The following is a 15,645-nucleotide window of genomic DNA, read 5'->3' on the forward strand; positions in this document are numbered from 1 at the left end:
AAGAGGCTAGGCGCCCACGGCGGCGTCCGGTTATGCGTCTTTACAGCCGATTAGCCCGGGCGCGCAGCAGCAAATCAGCCAGCACCAATTGCGTCATAGCTTCTACAATGGGCACGGCGCGGGGCAGCACGCAGGCATCGTGCCGGCCGCGGCCCACCAGCGTAATGGCTTCGCCTTGGTCGTTGATAGTTTGCTGGGGCTGCAGCAGCGTGGCCACCGGCTTGAAAGCCACCCGGAAATAAATATCCTGGCCGTTGCTGATGCCACCCTGGCTGCCGCCGCTGTGATTGGTGCGGGTGCGCACAGCGCCGGTTTCGTCGGTGTAAAACTCGTCGTTGTGCACCGAACCAGGCAGCTTCGTGCCCGCAAACCCGGACCCGAATTCAAAGCCCTTCACAGCGTTGATGCTGAGCAGGGCGTGGCCGAGCACGGCCGGTAGCTTGTCGAACACGGGCTCGCCCAGTCCGGCGGGCACGTGGCGCGCAACACCGGTGATGACGCCGCCTACAGTGTCGTGCGCAGCCTGGGCCTCGCGGATGCGGGCTTCCATGCGCACAGCGGTTTCGGGGTGTGGGCAGCGCACGGGGTTGGTCTCGGTGAGGCTCAAATCCAGCTCCTGGTATTCCAGGGGCACTTCTACTTCACCTACTGAGGAAACATAGGCGGCGATTTCGACCCCGAAGTGGGCCAATAGCTGCCCCGCAATGGCGCCGGCCGCTACGCGAGCGGCCGTTTCGCGGGCCGAGCTCCGGCCGCCGCCGCGGTGGTCGCGCCGGCCGTACTTGGCGTCGTAGGTATAGTCGGCGTGGCTGGGGCGGTAGGCCTTGGCGATGTGCGAATAATCGTCGGAACGCTGGTCGGCGTTAGGAATGAACAAGCTGATGGGCGTGCCCGTGGTGTAGCCCTCGAACAGGCCCGATTGAATTTGAACGGTATCTGACTCTTTGCGCGGTGTGGTCAGGTCCGACTGGCCGGGCCGGCGCCGGTCGAGGGCGGCCTGAATATGGGTGGTCTCCACGGCTACGCCTGCCGGGCAGCCGTCGATAATCACGCCGATGCCCGCCCCGTGCGACTCGCCAAATGTGGTGATGCGAAAGAGGGAGCCGAAGGTGCTGGACATGAATGGTTGCGGGTTATGAGTGGCTGGTTTCTGGGTTAATTGGCAACTAGTGAGGCTGATGCTGGCAATCATGCCGGTGCGGCTGCAAGTCCTCTTGCTTGGCGCGGTGCCTGCCGTAGCTATAGTGCCTGCGGCCACAGCTTGAATGATAATAAGCCCAACAACCCGGCCGCAAAGTTGGCACGGCGCCGCCGAAAATCAGCTCGACCGCCCGGCCCGCCACCAGCCAAACCCGGCCACGCCCGCCAAGCCTATCAGCAGCCAGCTGGCGTAGCGGCGCACATCGCGGTACACATCCAGCGACTGCAGCCGGGTATCGGCCTCAGCCAGCGCCGGGCCATAAAAGGGGTCGTCCTCGGGCTTGGGCAGCGCGGCAGGCAAGGCCAGCTCCCCACTAACGGTGGGCCGGAGGCCGGGCCGCAGCGTATCGTAGCGCACGGTTACGGGGTTGAACGCAATGAGGCGCACGAGGCTATCGAGCGGCAAGAGGCCGGGCTTGCGGGCCACTAAGCGGTAGCGAAACAACTTGCGCCCACCGCCCGGCGCAGCTTGCTCGCGCACCTCCGGACCGTACACCTCCAGGCCCGGGTAGGCATTGAAAACCGGTGCCAGCACGGCCGACAAATTTCCCCGGCCTTCTACCCCAAAAGTGTAGGTGACGGACTGCCCCACCCGAAAGGCAGTCTGGCTGATGGCCTCGCGCAGGCGGAAGCTGCCCACCGGCACCACCCCGCCCTGGGGGTGAGGCGGCAGGGGCCGTACCTGCACTGCAGTGCCCGCCGACAGGTAACTCTTGTAGCCCGCCAGGCGGTTGTCCTGCCCAGGCTCAGGCTTTTTGAGGAACTTGAATTTCACCATGGTCAGAGCCAGGGGAGGGAAGGTCAGGGCCTGGGGCGTGAGGGGGTAGTAAACGTTTTCGGCGAGCCGGAACCGTAAGTACAGTTGGCCCTGGCTGCGCACTGTGTCGGGGGTGATGCTGGGCTCGGGGCCGGGCTCCTGCCAGGCCGTGGACTGGTGTAGGGCGCGCAGCAGCGGCGGCAGCTGGTTGTTGAAGTCGTGGAAGGCCAGCATTGCCTGGTCGGGCGGTGTCAGATAGAAGTAGAGCCCAACCCGCACGCCTTCGCCCACAAATACGCTTTGGCGGTCGGCCACCACGGCCAGAAAGGCGCGGTCGTGCAGCTCTTCGTAGAGCGCCTGCTTGGGCTTGCCAAACAGCTTGTCAAGGTCGCCCACGGCCTGCAGCGGGGCCGTGGGATTGGCTGGCGGGGTCAGGGTCGAAGGATTGGGCGGTGGAGTAGCTGGCAGGCCCGCCGCCGGGTTGGTGGGCCCGGCAGCCGGGGCACTACCCGGTGGGGTGGCTGGCGAGGTAGCCGGTGGGGTGACTGGGGTGCTGGCCGAAGGTGGCGCCAGCTTTGCTCCCGGGGCTGGCGGGGCCGGCCCCACCCGAACCACTCCCCCACTGCTGCGCACTACCACCCCGTTCACGGTGAGCTGGAAGGGCTTGATGACGTATTCGCCCTCGCCGTAGGGCACGTAGCGCTGCGTAATGGTCAGGTCTAAAAATTGGCGGCCCTGCACGCTGCGGGTGGTGGTGGTGCGGGTCTTGCCGTTCTTCTTAAACCCCTCCAGCTCGGGAAATTCCGAGTACTTGTCCAGTGCCTTCCCCTGTAGTCGGAAAGCCAGGGTGAACTCCCCCGTAACGGGCAGCGAGCTGGGGCCGGGCAGTAGCGTCACATCGGCCGGAGTGGTGGCGCTGGGGTTGGGTTGGGGGGCTGCCACGGGTGCAGCGCGGGGCGGCACAGCTGCCTGCCCGTGGGCTGCAATCGCACCCAGCCAGCCGAACAACAACGCCACCCACCCAAATAATCTTCCCATAACCGCAGGCTCGTTAGCGAACCTCAAAAGTAGCTTTAAACGCGGAAATCCCCTTTTTCAGCAAGATTACAATTGTTAAAACTGCAACGCTGCTTAGCAAAACGATAATATTTTCAGGGTTACCCAATCCTTATTGCTAGGTATCACCGTATCTGCCTTCAAATTCCCCTAAGTGTTCAGGTTTCTTTTCAAAAAACGGGCCTCTGGCGCCGTGCGGGATTTTATTGCCTACCTGGTAATAATTCAAATTTTCACCTAACCAATTTCTAGCTCATGTCTGACAACCTTCAGCCCCGTGGCTCCGACGAAACCACGCTCGACCAGCCGCTGTACACGCCCATCAAGCGGCGCTCATTCTTCATGTACGCCGGTGCTACTGCTGGCGCTACTGCATTGGTACTGGCGGGCTGCTCGAAAGACAGCGACAACAACCCTAATGATGCTGCCCTGATTGATGTAGGCAGCAGCGACGTAGGCGTTTTGAACTATGCGTACGCCCTTGAACAGCTAGAAGCGGCATTTTATGCCCAGGTGTTGACTGGTGCATACTTCACCGGAGCACCTGCGGCTGAGAAAGCTATTCTCACCGATATCAGCATCCACGAGAAGATTCACGCCGACTTCTTCAAGACAGCCATTACAGCTGCTGCTCCGACCCAAATCATAAAAGCGTTGGAGGTCGACTTCTCAAGCATTGACTTTAGCAACCGCACAAGAGTGTTGGAAGCCGCTAAGCTCTTCGAAGACACCGGTGTAGCTGCTTACAATGGTGCTGGTCGTTACCTGACCAATGATACCTACCTTACTCTGGCAGGCAAAATTGTATCGGTCGAAGCGCGTCACGCAGCATTGATTCGCGACTTGATATCAAACGGCACGTTTGCCGATAACACTGTACTAGATGCTAATGCATTGGAGATGTCGAAGACTCCCCAACAAGTGGCAACAGCTGTAAACACTTATTTGAGAAACGGCTCCAAAATCAGCGCAACCCGGCTGGTGTAGTCCTCTTTTTCTTCTTTCCTTAAAATATCGCATCATGAATTTTTTTCAAATAATCGAAGAAATTGAGAAGGTAGATCCAGAGGTATACGACCGTCTTGATTCACGCCGGGCAATTTTTAACTCCCTAAGGGGCATTGGCCAAAAGGTCACGCTTGCCACGGCGCCGCTCGCTTTGTCGGCCCTATTTAGCAAAGCTTATGGCCAAACCTCTACCATTCCGGCAGGTGTGAGAGGCGTGCTGGAATTTGCTCTGGGCCTCGAAGACTTAGAGTACCAATTTTATCGTCAGGGCCTAGATGCGCCCGGTCTGACAGCCACCCTGACCGGTGCTGGCCGTACTGCCATCACGACCATTACTGCCCACGAAAGAGCTCACCAAATTTTCTTGCGTACAGCTCTTGGCGCTACTGCTCCCGCTGACCGCGGAGCTGCCCCGTTTGACTTTACGGGTTCAAAGGGCGGCACGCGTCAGGCGCTGTTTCCTACCGTATACACCGACTACAACACCTTCTTGGCAGTAGCCCAAGCACTTGAGGACACAGGTGTTCGGGCTTACAAAGGCGGCGCGCCAGCTTTAAAAGTTAGCCCAGATATCCTCACTGCTGCGCTTAACATTCACTCGGTAGAAGCTCGGCACGCCTCTCACATTCGCACCATGCGCCGGACAATTGCTGGCGGAGTAGCTGGTACGCCTAGCTTGAGCGCATCGCCAAAAAGCTGGATTTCGGGTAACGATGGCGGCGGCCCAGCCCCTTCGGCCACGGCAGGCATTTATGCTGGTGAAGAAATTACCACCCAGGCTACCATTAACCTCCTCACCAATACCACCCCAAACCCTTCGGTAGCGCTAGCCTCGGAATCGTTTGATGAGCCTCTGGACGCTGCCACTGTAACAGCTATTGCTTCTAACTTTCTAAGGTAGACAGCATCTTTAAAAAGCTAAAAGCTTATGGACCCAAAAGCCGGTTCCGCACATGCGGGGCCGGCTTTTTTGCGTTTTTGAGTCCAATGGTAAAGGTGCCACTCACCCTTGCTTCCAACACTTCATCTTTTTTACAGCACCTTTCGCCCAAAATTGGTTTTTCTGCCGATATGCTACCTAAGCTTCGCAGCTTTGTTCAAACTTAAAAGCATTACAATTGCCATTACTACTAACTGGCCTCCATTCCTAGCTATGGCTACTATGTAAACGGTCTAAGTTGTTAACTCAATTTAATTTGTTGTGTCCACCTAGCTTTCACGCTCTTCGAAATAGCTCTGCGCTCGCTCCTGCGGACCGGTTAAAATGGAGCCGCCTTAGCATTTCTCCTCAATAATTAATCTCATTTCTCTTAACTTATGTCAGACACTATTCCGTCTACCAACTCCGACGGTTCTCCCGCCGCGAAGCCTTTGCATGTGCCCATCAAGCGGCGCTCTTTTTTCATGTATGCTGGCGCTACTGCCGGGGCCACTGCCCTGGTGCTGGCCGGGTGCAGCAAAGAAGAAAGCACGAACCCCGCCCCGGGCCTCGTCAACGTAGGCCCCACGGGCGCGAACGACCTGGGCGTGCTCAACTACGCCTATGCCCTGGAGCAGCTGGAAGCCGCGTTCTACACCCAAGTCAAAGAAGGGGCCTACTATAAGGCTTTGGGAGCAACAAGCGCTGAGAAGCAAATTCTCGACGACCTGCAGTATCATGAAGTAGCGCACCGCGAGTTTTTTAAGGCCGCGCTGGGCAGCAATGCCATTCGGGCGCTGGAGCCCGAGTTCGGCAACATTGACTTTGGGGTGCGCGAGGGCGCAGCCGGCGGCAAGCTGGGCGTGCTTCAAGCGGCCAAGGCGTTTGAAGACCTCGGTGTAGCAGCCTACAATGGCGCGGGCAAGTTTATCCAGAACCCGCTCAACCTGTTGCTGGCCGGCAAGATTGTGTCGGTAGAAGCGCGCCATGCCTCGCTCATCCGCGACCTGCTGGCCGAGGGCACATTTGTGGCCGACGACGTGGTGCAGGTGACCACCGGCGGCCCCATTGTGGCGGGCGGCCCCAGCTCTGCCACGCCCACGGGGCTGGAGCGCTCCAAGTCCCCGGCCGAGGTTGTGGCCATTGCCAATACGTTTCTCAAAGAGGGCTCGAAGCTGGACGTTTCCGGTCTGGTGTAGGCCGCGGCGGCCCTTTCTTCTGTTTTAATCTTCCTGCTCCATGAATATTCTCAATCTCCTCTCCGACATCGAAAAGGTCGACCCCGAAGTGTTCGACCGACTCGACTCGCGCCGCCGCGTGTTCCAACACCTGAGCGGACTGGGCGGCAAGCTCGCTGCCGCCGCGGTGCCGCTGGCCCTGGGCGCCGTGCTCAACAAAGCGTACGCGGGGGCCACCGCCACCCAGGCCTCCGTGCTGGAAGTGCTCAACTACGCGCTGCTGCTCGAACACCTTGAAGCCAACTTCTACAACCTTGGCATGGTAAACACCAGTATTACGGGCGGCCTCAGCGCCAACAACGTCAAAGCCCTCAACACCATCCGAGCCGACGAAAACAACCACGTGATTTTCCTGCGTGGGGTGATTTCGGCGGCGCCTTTCAGCTCGACACCCGTAAACCCCGCGGTTTCTGACTTCGACTACACCGGCGCCCAGGGCGGCGCACGCGCGGCGCTGTTTCCCGATGTGCTCTCCAACGCTGCCACTTTCCTGGCCGTGGCCCAGGCGCTGGAAGACACCGGCGTGCGCGCCTACAAAGGCAGCGCCACCGACCTGATGGCAAACAAAACTGTGCTCGAAGCCGCGCTCAACATTCATTCCGTTGAGGCCCGCCACGCGGCCCGCCTGCGCACCATGCGCCGCGGCGGAGCACTGACCGACCGCGCCTCTCTGGTAGCAGCAGTCCCTGGCAGTGCCAGCACCTCGCCCAAAAGCTGGGTAACGGGCCGCGACGCTAACGGCCCCGCCCCCGGCAAAACCGATGCGGTGTACGGTCCTGGCACGCCGGCCACGGGCACTGCCGCCACTATTTTCTTCCCCGCCGAAGACAACCTGACGCAGGCCTCAGCCAACATCGCCACCCTGCTCAACTCGGCTGCCATTGCGGGCCTCACCTCGCCCAACGCGACACTGGCCGCTTCCGAAGCCTTCGACGAGCCCCTAGACATGGCCACCGTGAAGGCCATTGCCCGCAATTTTGTGAGAACAGGCACACCGACGTTTGCGCTGCTTTCGTAGGCAAGCCGCTGTTTATCATACAACTTCAGTAAAGGATGGCTCCTTGGGAGCCATCCTTTTTTTGTAGGCATGCCACCCCCGCGCCGCTGCGAGTATCTTTGTAGATAGCGACGAGGTGCGCCTGGGCACCTGCTGGTTCTTTTCTTATGTCTGATTCATCTTTTTTCGGGAGCGGGGCCTTGGAACGCCGCACCTTTTTGCGGGTTGTGGGCGCTTCGGCGGCCACGGCATCGCTGGTTCTGGCCGGCTGTTCCGACCCCGCTCCTGAGCCTACTCCCACTGTTCAGAACCAGCTGCTGCTGGGCGAAAGCGATACCGGCCTGCTCAACTACTTCTACTTATTGAAGCAGCTTGAAGTCGCGTTCTATCAAAAGATAGTAGACACGCCCCCCAGCAACCTCGTAGCGGGCGACAAAGCCGCTTTCGACGACCTGCGCGACCATGGGCTGGCGCACCGCGAAACCCTTCGCTTTGCACTTGGCGCAAGTACCTACGAAACCCGCCTAGAGCGCCCCCTGGCGTTCGACTTCTCTTCCATCGTGCTCACCTCCCGCGTTGGCGTGCTCACCGCCGCCCAGCAGCTAGAAGACCTGAGCGTAGCAGCCTACGCCGGCGCCCTGCCCCTGCTGGTAGCCCCCACTACGGTGGCCCTGCTGGCCAAGATAGCCTCGGTGGAGGCCCGCCACGCAGCGTTCGTTCGCGACCTGCGCACGCCCGGCACCTTCGCCGGCAACGACGTGGTGGTGAACGCAGGAGCGCTGCAAAGCGTGAGCCTGGCCAAAACGCCCGTTCAGGTGGTGGAAGAGGCCAAAGCCTTCTTCCTGCCCTTTGTGGTCGTAACCCAATCCCTGCCCTCGGCTTAGGCCTTTTTATCGCCCGTCTTCGCATGAATTTCCTCTCACTCCTCGACCGCCTTAGCACCGTCGACGCCCCTTCGGCCGCTGCCCCGCGCCGCGACCTGCTTCGCCAGCTAGGACAGGCCGGTGCCCGCGCCGCGGTTGCGGCCGTGCCGCTGGCCCTGGCCCTGGCCACGCCGGCCCTCGCAGCGACTACCAACACCTCGCTCGATGCCACGGTGCTGCTGCTTAAGCTCGAAGACCTGCTGGTAGCGCTTTACACCCAAGCCCTGGCCACGGTGCTTGCCAATCCGGCCCAAGCGGCCGTGCGGCCCAACTTCCAGCTCATACTTCAGCAGCAGCAGGGGCATGCGCAGTTTCTGCGCGCCACCCTTGCCACGGCTGGGCTCACGCCTCCCACGGCGCCAGCTTTCGACTTCAGCGGCCGCCGCAACAACGCCGCCAACCCGGAGCTGTTTCCTGGGGTAATGAGCGACTACAACGCTTTTCTGCAGCTCGCCCAGCAGCTCGAAGACGCCAGCGCCAGCAGTTATCTTGGCCAAATCGGCTTTTTTGCTTCCGACAAGCAGCTTCTCAGTGCTGTGCTGCGCATGCAGCTCGTAGAGGCCCGCCATGCCTCGCACTTGCGCACCTTGCGCCGCACTTCCCCCAGCCCCATCGCCGTGAAAAGCTGGCCCAGCACCGCCGACCCAGCCCCCTCTCCCGCGGTGCTTGTGCCCAGCCCAGCGGGCGGCAGCAACGCCCCGGTTGGCATCTACAGCTTCGAAGCCAACGAAACCCAGCGCCTTGGCAACAACACGGTGGTTCCCTTCCCCACCGTCCTCACCGGGGCCAATGCCGTGCAGTTTCGGTCCATTGCCGAGGCCTTCGATGAGCCCCTGCCCACGGCTCAGGCTACGGCCCTGCTTGCCATATTCGGCTAGGCTTACAAAATTTTGGCATTAGAATACGAAAGAGCGGCCTAGGCCGCTCTTTTCGCGTATATGGGGCAGTTACAAGGGTATTGGCGGGCACTAGCCACTTGCACAACCCTCCCCAAACTTCGTATATTTATTAAGGGTTGCAGGTCAAGCTCTTCGCTAGGGTTCGCCTGCTCCTTCCATCTACTTTCCTACCCTTTCGTACTCCTGTTGCTATGCTAGACTACGTAAAAATGATTCTGCTGAAGGTTAGCTTCAACAAGGCTCTATTTGAAAAAGAACTCCGCAAGGCGTTGAAAATGCTCACGCCCACGGAAGTCCCCGATTTTCGGGTGTGGTGCTACCAGCAATTTGCCCGCATCTACCGGCGCGTGCTGCAGCGCGTATTCGGTAGCTTAGACGAATCCAGCTTCCGGCTCGATATCGGATAGTCGAAGCTTAGCCCTACTCGTGTTCGCGCAGCGGCTCGTGCTTAGTCGCTGCCGAGCACAAACTTGATATTACGTTTTAGCCCTTCGTAGCCCGTGCGCTTCACGGCCGACTGGCGGAACAGCTCCGTAAATAATTCGTGGGTGATTTCACGCCAGTCGCCGGGCGTCAGGTCTTTCAGGCCAGGCGCGGGGTTGAACTGCGGCTCGGTGTGTGGCCTCGAGAAGCGATTCCAGGGGCATACGTCCTGGCAGATGTCGCAGCCGAAAACCCAGTTGCCGAACTGGCCGCCTACCTCAGTGGGAATCTGGTCCTTCAGCTCGATGGTGAAGTAGCTGATGCACTTGCTGCCATCTACCACGTAGGGCTCGGTGATGGCCTGCGTGGGGCAGGCATCGAGGCATTTGGTGCAGGTGCCGCAGTAGTCGCGGATGGGGCCATCGGCGGGCAGTTCCACGTCCACTATCAGCTCGGCGATGAAGTAGAACGAGCCGGTGCCGGGTGTGATGAGGTTGGAGTTTTTGCCTACCCAGCCCAAGCCGCTTTTCTTGGCCCAGGCCTTGTCAAGCACAGGGGCCGAGTCGACGAAGCAGCGGCCACCAATGTGCCCAATCTCAGCTTCCATGTCGGCCAGTAGCGTCTTCAGCTTGTCTTTGATGACGAAGTGGTAGTCGCGCCCATAGGCGTACTTGCTGATTTTAAGCGTGTCGTCGGGCTGCTGGTCTTCCGGCGCGGGGTAGTAATTAAGCAGCAGCGAAATCACCGATTTGGCGCCGTCCACTAGCAGGCGCGGGTCGAGGCGCTTGTCGAAGTGGTTTTCCATGTAGCCCATGCGGCCATTCATGCGCTTGGTGAGCCAGGTTTCCAGGCGCGGGGCTTCTTCTTCCAGGAACTCAGCCTTGGAGATGCCGCAGGCCATGAAGCCAAGCTCGGCCGCGCGGCGCTTAATGAAAGGGGCCCACTCGGACTGGGGAAGCATTGGCAAAGGGGGGTAACTTATTAAAAATACGTCATCCTGAGCGCAGCGAAGGACCTTATCACGCTTGGCCGACTGTATCTAACAATCGTTCCGACGTGATAAGGTCCTTCGCTGCGCTCAGGATGACAAAATGGGATTACCCCTGCGTAATCTCATCAAACAGGCTGGCGCCATTATTGCCGCGCAAGTGGTTAGGCAGCAGGCGGCCCAAGTGCTGGTACGCTGCCTCCGTAGCCTCGCGGCCGCGCGAGGTGCGCTTAATGTAGCCTTCCTGAATAAGGAATGGCTCGTAGACTTCCTCAATGGTTTCGCCTTCCTCGCCGCAAGCCGTGGCGATGGTGCTAATGCCCACTGGGCCGCCTTTGAACTTGTCGATGATGGTGGTGAGGATGCGCTTGTCCATGTCATCGAGGCCGCGGGCGTCCACGTCGAGAGCGTTGAGCGCAAACTGCGCAATTTCTACCGTGATGGTGCCATCGCCTTTGATTTGGGCAAAGTCGCGGGTACGGCGAAGCAGGTTGTTCGCAATACGCGGGGTACCCCGCGAGCGGCGGGCAATTTCGAAAGCCGCGTCCTCGTGAATGGGCGTGCCCAGAATCTCAGCCGAGCGCTGCACGATGGTGGTGAGCAGCTTGGAGTCGTAGTACTCCAGGCGGGCCGAAATGCCGAAACGGGCCCGCAGCGGCGCCGTGAGCATGCCCGAGCGCGTGGTGGCGCCCACGAGGGTGAAGGGCGACAGCGAAATCTGCACCGAGCGGGCATTCGGACCCGAATCGAGCATGATGTCGATGCGGTAGTCCTCCATGGCCGAGTACAGGTACTCTTCCACCACGGGGTTGAGGCGGTGAATCTCGTCGATGAACAGCACGTCGTGCGGCTCCAGGTTGGTGAGCAGGCCAGCGAGGTCGCTGGGCTTGTCCAGCACCGGGCCGGACGTCATCTTGATGCCTGAGCCCAGCTCGTTGGCAATAATGTGCGAGAGGGTAGTTTTGCCCAGGCCGGGAGGGCCGTGCAGCAGCACGTGGTCGAGGGCGTCGCCGCGCTGCTTGGCTGCGGCTACGAATACCTTCAGGTTCTCCAGAATCTTATCCTGCCCCGTGAAGTCGTCGAAACTAAGCGGCCGCAGGGCTTTGTCGATGTCCTTGTCGGTGGCATCGAAATTTTCGTTGCTGCCAGTGAGATAGGCTTCGCGCATAATGATAGTTGCTAAAATTATTGGTTGCTTTTTGCTAAGCTAATGAGTAACCGCGCTGCTGGCAAAAAAGCTCCTTTGAGATGGTAAAAATCTCTTGTCATCCTGAGCGTAGCGAAGGAGCTTATCACGCTTGCGCCTAATGCCACTTCTGCAAGCTGTTCAGCGGCGATAAGGTCCTTCGCTACGCTCAAGATGACAGGCGGTTTTTTACTCGTGTAGCAGCACTTCAATATCCAGGTGCAGCCAGTCGGTTTCCCAGGATTTGTGGTTGAGGCGGGCCGTGAGGTTTTTGCCGGCATCGAGCAGGCGCGCTACGGTCTCGTTGCGGCCCTCGGGCAAGTAGCCGAGCCATACGTTGGCGGGGTCGGTGGCAGGAGCAGTGTGCACTTGCACGGCCCAGTCGTCGTACTTGCTGTCCACTTCGCGGGTTAGGTGCAAGGCCTGCCCCACCTTGAGTTTGGGCTCGTATTTCTCTAGGTTTGGCCGGTGCGAGGTGCCCGCTACGAGGCATTCGAGCAGCACGAGGGGGTCGGAGTCGGTGACGATTTTCATCATGGGACCAAATTACGGCATGAGCGGCTGGATTGAGCCACAGCCGTAATAGGCCGTAGTGCACCAGGCCGGATATCAGGGGTCCTTATTAAGCAACAAGCCGGCATGGAGTGAAGCCGGCTTGGTACTGTAGCAATCAAAATACTTGTGAGCCACTGCTAGCTCTGGTTGCCGCTTTTGCTGCCTTGGCTTGTGTCCTGGCCGCCATCGCCGCGTGGGCCTTTGGCCGTGTGCGAGGTTTGGGCGCTGGGCGTGCGCAGGTGGGGCTCGTTGCTTTGGCCAGCGCCTTTGGTGCCGCCCTGGTCTTTGTTGGGGCTGGTGGTGTCGGGGTTGAGCTCGGCGTGGCGGCCGGGGGTGTTGCCACCGTCGCCGCTCACGACGCTAGACACGCCATCGGACGAACCGGTGTCGGCGGTGCTGTCAGGGGAGTAGAAGCCTTCGCCGGTGCGGGTGCGCTCGTGGTGGGGCAAGTCGGGGTTGGGGCCGCCTTGGCGCATTTCGATGCCTTCGCGGCGGTATTCTTCTTTGTCGTGCTCACGGCGCTCCTGGCGGCGGGTTTCGGCGTTTTCGTGCTCTTGGTTGTCGGACATGGCTGGGTAAGAATAAGTGGAAAGGATGCTTTTTATACGAGCAGCTTTCCAACTGTGATACCCTCTTTTCCTGGCGTTTGACTCTTTGCCCGCAGCTTTAGCGGCTTATGTTTACTAGCGACGAAGTAATCTTTCAGCAGTTAACTGGCGCGAGTTTCGCGCAGCGTAATGCTTGACAAATTTTGGGAGCTAGCATGGGTAATTCTGAGCCTATGCGTACGTTGCAGGCTTCCCACTTCACATTTTTCTACGCTTATGAAAAAAGTATTCTTCTCTACCGCCTTGGTGCTTACACTGCTCGGCTTCTGGGCATTTCGTCCAAAAGTCATCGCACCCGCACAATATCTAATGGTAATCCGCGAGTTGGACCGTACAGATTTGAGCGAGCAGCCCAAGCCAGCACTCACCGTTATCGAGCCCGATGGCACGTTCAAAACAGAAGAGTTGCCGGTTATTGCCTCCAACTTCCCCCGCAAAAGCATCAACGCCACCATCGTAAAGGGCACCACTGTTGATTCCACTTCCACGCGACTACGCCGTTTTCGCTACGCCCGCAACTACATCTACCAAGCCGAAGTCCGCAAGCTTAACGAACTGAGCGCACAGGGATGGAGCTTGGTCAGCACCACTCAGGAAGGCGTTTCAACGCGCTATTTGCTGCGGAAGGAATAAGTTTACATTACTTTATCCATGGCTACACTTCTGTTGCACGGACCTGATTGGGTTTTCCAACTGTTATGTGTTTACATAGCATATTATTGGGTTTCGCTGTTGCTATGCGTCACTTTACTTGTGTTGGCTTTTAGTAAAACCCGTCCATCCTATGCTCGTTAGGTACTTGCGCTGTGTGCCCCGGCTTTGCTTGGGCTTCTGTGGTTTCTCTATGTCAATAGGGACAATCCATCCCGCAATCCCATTTTTCCTATTCTCTGGCCCCACTCGATTTCAGCTCAGGTCCCTCAACTGGCGCGGGTTTAGCGCAGCGTAACTCGTGACTTGCCATAACGGGAGGCTGCGCCTCACCTGCCGCGGAGCGGTAAGCCGGAGCGGTACGGCTCAAAGGTGCGGGTAAGTCGTTCTAATGCGAGGCGCAGCCTCGCCCGAATGCTAAGTCACGAGGTACGCTGCGCTAAACTCGCGCCAGCGGGGGGACGATTTTCATCATGAAGCCAAATTATGGCACGAACAGCGGCTTGTGCTTTCCGGCCAGCGCCGCGTGAGGCCATGTGGCACTGCCAAGTGCTCATTTGCCCTTACACGGCTATGGCCAGCGGCGGCTGCGCAAAGGCACTTTTGCGGTAGCGGTTGCGCACATAGCGACTGCAAGGCACCTCCACGTACTTATGCAGCACGTAGCTTAGGCCCAGGCTGAGCGAGAAGATGATGGCGGCCAACACATAGCTGTTACCAATCAGCTCACGGCGTTGATTCTCGTAAATTAACAAACGCATAATCAGCTGGTGAATCATGTAAAAGCTAAAGCTGATTTCACCGAGAAACACCAGGAATTTGGTGGAAAGCATCGTTGATAGATACCCGCGCTGATACGAAAACGATAGGATGATAAGAGCCATGGGCAGCCAGTAGTAGCACGAGTAGCGGTACACCTGGGGCACGGCGTTGTGATAATGAAATATGAGCACCATAATTCCTATCGACAGCACTTCCATAGCCGTGGCCCTCAGCCGAGAACGAAATGCCTTGGCTACGTAGCCGTGCTTATAAATCTGGTGTAGCAGGATACCCAGCAGAAAGTCGACAATGCGGAAGAACGGGTTGATATAGAAAAACCGGTGGTACCCAGTATCGGGCGACAATTGAATCAGGTACGGAATGGCCAGCAGCAACACCCAGCCGAAACGGAGCAGCAGCTTATTGCGAACAAGAAGGAATACGAGAAAAGGAAAGGCGAAATAGAAAAACATTTCGACCGAAAGGCTCCATGAAGGCCAGTTGCAAGAGAAATAGTACGACATTTCCGGTACAAAGGCATGTAATAGTGCCGCATTGGTAAACAGCCGGCTTAAGTTCGCTGGCACGTCCAGCATGAATTCGGCTCCTGGATTCGGGGCATAGAGTAGCAGCAGCAATCCTAGCAGCATCGTCATCAGGTGCAGGGGGTACACGCGCGCAATACGGGCCACCCAAAACTCCCGAAACGACACCTCGCGGCTCAACAGCCGGTCGTCGTAGTTGAGCGACAGAATGAACCCGCTGAGAATAAAGAAAAAACTGACGCCAATGTATCCTTCGCCAAACACCAGGTAGTACAGTTTGGCGAACTTGGGATACTTATCGGCATCGAAGAACTGTAAGTGGCTTCCAAACACCATGAGGGCGAATAGAAACCTAAATGAAGTAAGCGGTTTAATCATAGCACATTGTGGATGCAGGGAGCGAATAAGGAGCTGCACCAGCCTTTTACAACCAGCGGCGCGTGCGTGGCACACGGGCCCAAGCTAGATGCTAAAGTACCCCTCAACTGGCGCGAGTTTAGCCCAGCGTACCTCGTGACTTGCCACAACGGGAGGCTGCGCCTCCCCTGCCGCACAGCGGCAAGCCGGAGCTGCGCGACTAGAACGTTCGAATAAGTCGTTCCAATGCGAGGCACAGCCTCGCCCGAATGCTAAGTCACGAGGTACGCTGCGCTAAACTCGCGCCAGCGGGAGGTAACGCAAGGAATCGGGAGCGGACATGGCAATAAATCTGATAGGATATTATGACAAATTACTACGCAAGTGGATTTTGGTGGTTCCGCCACCTTCGGTCCTCGGTAGGCAGCGCACGAACAACAATTACCCAAGCAACTATACAGCCTATGAACCAAACCAAACCGCCGGCTAAATAGCCCAGTATGCACAGCCCTCCGTCGCAGCCACCATCACCTCGCCAATTTATACTCGTTACAAACCAAGTCACCAAGCTGC

At 58.5% G+C, this 15,645-nt stretch carries 15 protein-coding genes; 8 read left to right on the top strand and 7 right to left on the bottom strand.

Going from position 1 to position 15,645, the window contains the following annotated elements; all coding sequences use genetic code 11:
* Positions 1-40: 40 nt before the first annotated feature.
* Positions 41-1,120: a chorismate synthase gene (aroC, locus tag BMZ66_RS06535; RefSeq protein WP_092670360.1), complete on the bottom strand. Its 1,080-nt coding sequence runs from the start codon at positions 1,118-1,120 to the stop codon at positions 41-43.
* Positions 1,121-1,318: 198 nt separating this feature from the next.
* Positions 1,319-2,899, bottom strand: a complete 1,581-nt coding sequence (locus tag BMZ66_RS06540) for a BatD family protein (protein WP_177204623.1) — start codon at positions 2,897-2,899, stop codon at positions 1,319-1,321.
* A gap of 369 nt (positions 2,900-3,268) precedes the next feature.
* On the opposite strand from BMZ66_RS06540, the gene BMZ66_RS06545 reads away from it, so the two are divergent.
* The 7 genes from BMZ66_RS06545 to BMZ66_RS06575 all read left to right on the top strand — a co-directional run bounded on the left by BMZ66_RS06545 (position 3,269) and on the right by BMZ66_RS06575 (position 9,404).
* Positions 3,269-4,000 (top strand): ferritin-like domain-containing protein, encoded by a 732-nt coding sequence (locus BMZ66_RS06545; protein WP_092670364.1) that lies wholly within the window; start codon positions 3,269-3,271, stop codon positions 3,998-4,000.
* Positions 4,001-4,034: 34 nt separating this feature from the next.
* Positions 4,035-4,922, top strand: a complete 888-nt coding sequence (locus BMZ66_RS06550) for a ferritin-like domain-containing protein (protein ID WP_092670366.1) — start codon at positions 4,035-4,037, stop codon at positions 4,920-4,922.
* Positions 4,923-5,338: 416 nt separating this feature from the next.
* Positions 5,339-6,139 (top strand): ferritin-like domain-containing protein, encoded by an 801-nt coding sequence (locus tag BMZ66_RS06555; protein ID WP_092670368.1) that lies wholly within the window; start codon positions 5,339-5,341, stop codon positions 6,137-6,139.
* 40 nt (positions 6,140-6,179) lie between these two features.
* On the top strand, positions 6,180-7,196 hold the full coding sequence (locus tag BMZ66_RS06560; protein ID WP_092670370.1) for a ferritin-like domain-containing protein: 1,017 nt from the start codon (positions 6,180-6,182) through the stop codon (positions 7,194-7,196).
* Positions 7,197-7,342: 146 nt separating this feature from the next.
* Positions 7,343-8,059, top strand: a complete 717-nt coding sequence (locus tag BMZ66_RS06565; protein ID WP_092670372.1) for a ferritin-like domain-containing protein — start codon at positions 7,343-7,345, stop codon at positions 8,057-8,059.
* 23 nt (positions 8,060-8,082) lie between these two features.
* Complete coding sequence (locus BMZ66_RS06570; protein ID WP_092670374.1) at positions 8,083-8,976, top strand: ferritin-like domain-containing protein; 894 nt, start codon at positions 8,083-8,085, stop codon at positions 8,974-8,976.
* Between the two features lie 212 nt (positions 8,977-9,188).
* Positions 9,189-9,404: a hypothetical protein gene (locus tag BMZ66_RS06575; protein ID WP_092670376.1), complete on the top strand. Its 216-nt coding sequence runs from the start codon at positions 9,189-9,191 to the stop codon at positions 9,402-9,404.
* A gap of 41 nt (positions 9,405-9,445) precedes the next feature.
* On the opposite strand, the gene queG is transcribed toward BMZ66_RS06575, so the two are convergent.
* The 4 genes from queG to BMZ66_RS06595 form a co-directional block, all read right to left on the bottom strand.
* Positions 9,446-10,381, bottom strand: a complete 936-nt coding sequence (gene queG, locus BMZ66_RS06580; RefSeq protein ID WP_092670378.1) for a tRNA epoxyqueuosine(34) reductase QueG — start codon at positions 10,379-10,381, stop codon at positions 9,446-9,448.
* A 136-nt stretch (positions 10,382-10,517) separates the two neighbouring features.
* Entirely contained in the window at positions 10,518-11,576 is a 1,059-nt protein-coding gene (gene ruvB, locus BMZ66_RS06585) for a Holliday junction branch migration DNA helicase RuvB (protein WP_092670380.1), read from the bottom strand.
* 207 nt (positions 11,577-11,783) lie between these two features.
* Complete coding sequence (locus BMZ66_RS06590) at positions 11,784-12,131, bottom strand: HIRAN domain-containing protein (protein ID WP_092670382.1); 348 nt, start codon at positions 12,129-12,131, stop codon at positions 11,784-11,786.
* Positions 12,132-12,286: 155 nt separating this feature from the next.
* Complete coding sequence (locus tag BMZ66_RS06595; protein WP_092670384.1) at positions 12,287-12,718, bottom strand: hypothetical protein; 432 nt, start codon at positions 12,716-12,718, stop codon at positions 12,287-12,289.
* A gap of 255 nt (positions 12,719-12,973) precedes the next feature.
* Here BMZ66_RS06595 and BMZ66_RS06600 point away from each other — a divergent pair, with 255 nt between their 5' ends.
* Positions 12,974-13,390, top strand: coding sequence for a hypothetical protein (locus BMZ66_RS06600; protein WP_092670386.1), 417 nt, complete (start codon positions 12,974-12,976; stop codon positions 13,388-13,390).
* Between the two features lie 581 nt (positions 13,391-13,971).
* Here BMZ66_RS06600 and BMZ66_RS06605 read toward each other — a convergent pair.
* Positions 13,972-15,093, bottom strand: coding sequence for an acyltransferase family protein (locus BMZ66_RS06605; protein ID WP_092670388.1), 1,122 nt, complete (start codon positions 15,091-15,093; stop codon positions 13,972-13,974).
* Between the last annotated feature and the right edge of the window lie 552 nt (positions 15,094-15,645).

The organism is Hymenobacter arizonensis (assembly GCF_900115775.1).
Lineage (GTDB): Bacteria > Bacteroidota > Bacteroidia > Cytophagales > Hymenobacteraceae > Hymenobacter > Hymenobacter arizonensis.

Bases quoted from the DNA above. Each gene is read 5' to 3' on its own strand.
- aroC (WP_092670360.1), bottom strand. From the start codon at position 1,120: ATGTCCAGCACCTTCGGCTCCCTCTTTCGCATCACCACATTTGGCGAG.
- BMZ66_RS06545 (WP_092670364.1), top strand. From the start codon at position 3,269: ATGTCTGACAACCTTCAGCCCCGTGGCTCCGACGAAACCACGCTCGAC.
- BMZ66_RS06550 (WP_092670366.1), top strand. From the start codon at position 4,035: ATGAATTTTTTTCAAATAATCGAAGAAATTGAGAAGGTAGATCCAGAG.
- BMZ66_RS06555 (WP_092670368.1), top strand. From the start codon at position 5,339: ATGTCAGACACTATTCCGTCTACCAACTCCGACGGTTCTCCCGCCGCG.
- BMZ66_RS06560 (WP_092670370.1), top strand. From the start codon at position 6,180: ATGAATATTCTCAATCTCCTCTCCGACATCGAAAAGGTCGACCCCGAA.
- BMZ66_RS06565 (WP_092670372.1), top strand. From the start codon at position 7,343: ATGTCTGATTCATCTTTTTTCGGGAGCGGGGCCTTGGAACGCCGCACC.
- BMZ66_RS06570 (WP_092670374.1), top strand. From the start codon at position 8,083: ATGAATTTCCTCTCACTCCTCGACCGCCTTAGCACCGTCGACGCCCCT.
- BMZ66_RS06575 (WP_092670376.1), top strand. From the start codon at position 9,189: ATGCTAGACTACGTAAAAATGATTCTGCTGAAGGTTAGCTTCAACAAG.
- queG (WP_092670378.1), bottom strand. From the start codon at position 10,381: ATGCTTCCCCAGTCCGAGTGGGCCCCTTTCATTAAGCGCCGCGCGGCC.
- ruvB (WP_092670380.1), bottom strand. From the start codon at position 11,576: ATGCGCGAAGCCTATCTCACTGGCAGCAACGAAAATTTCGATGCCACC.
- BMZ66_RS06590 (WP_092670382.1), bottom strand. From the start codon at position 12,131: ATGATGAAAATCGTCACCGACTCCGACCCCCTCGTGCTGCTCGAATGC.
- BMZ66_RS06595 (WP_092670384.1), bottom strand. From the start codon at position 12,718: ATGTCCGACAACCAAGAGCACGAAAACGCCGAAACCCGCCGCCAGGAG.
- BMZ66_RS06600 (WP_092670386.1), top strand. From the start codon at position 12,974: ATGAAAAAAGTATTCTTCTCTACCGCCTTGGTGCTTACACTGCTCGGC.
- BMZ66_RS06605 (WP_092670388.1), bottom strand. From the start codon at position 15,093: ATGATTAAACCGCTTACTTCATTTAGGTTTCTATTCGCCCTCATGGTG.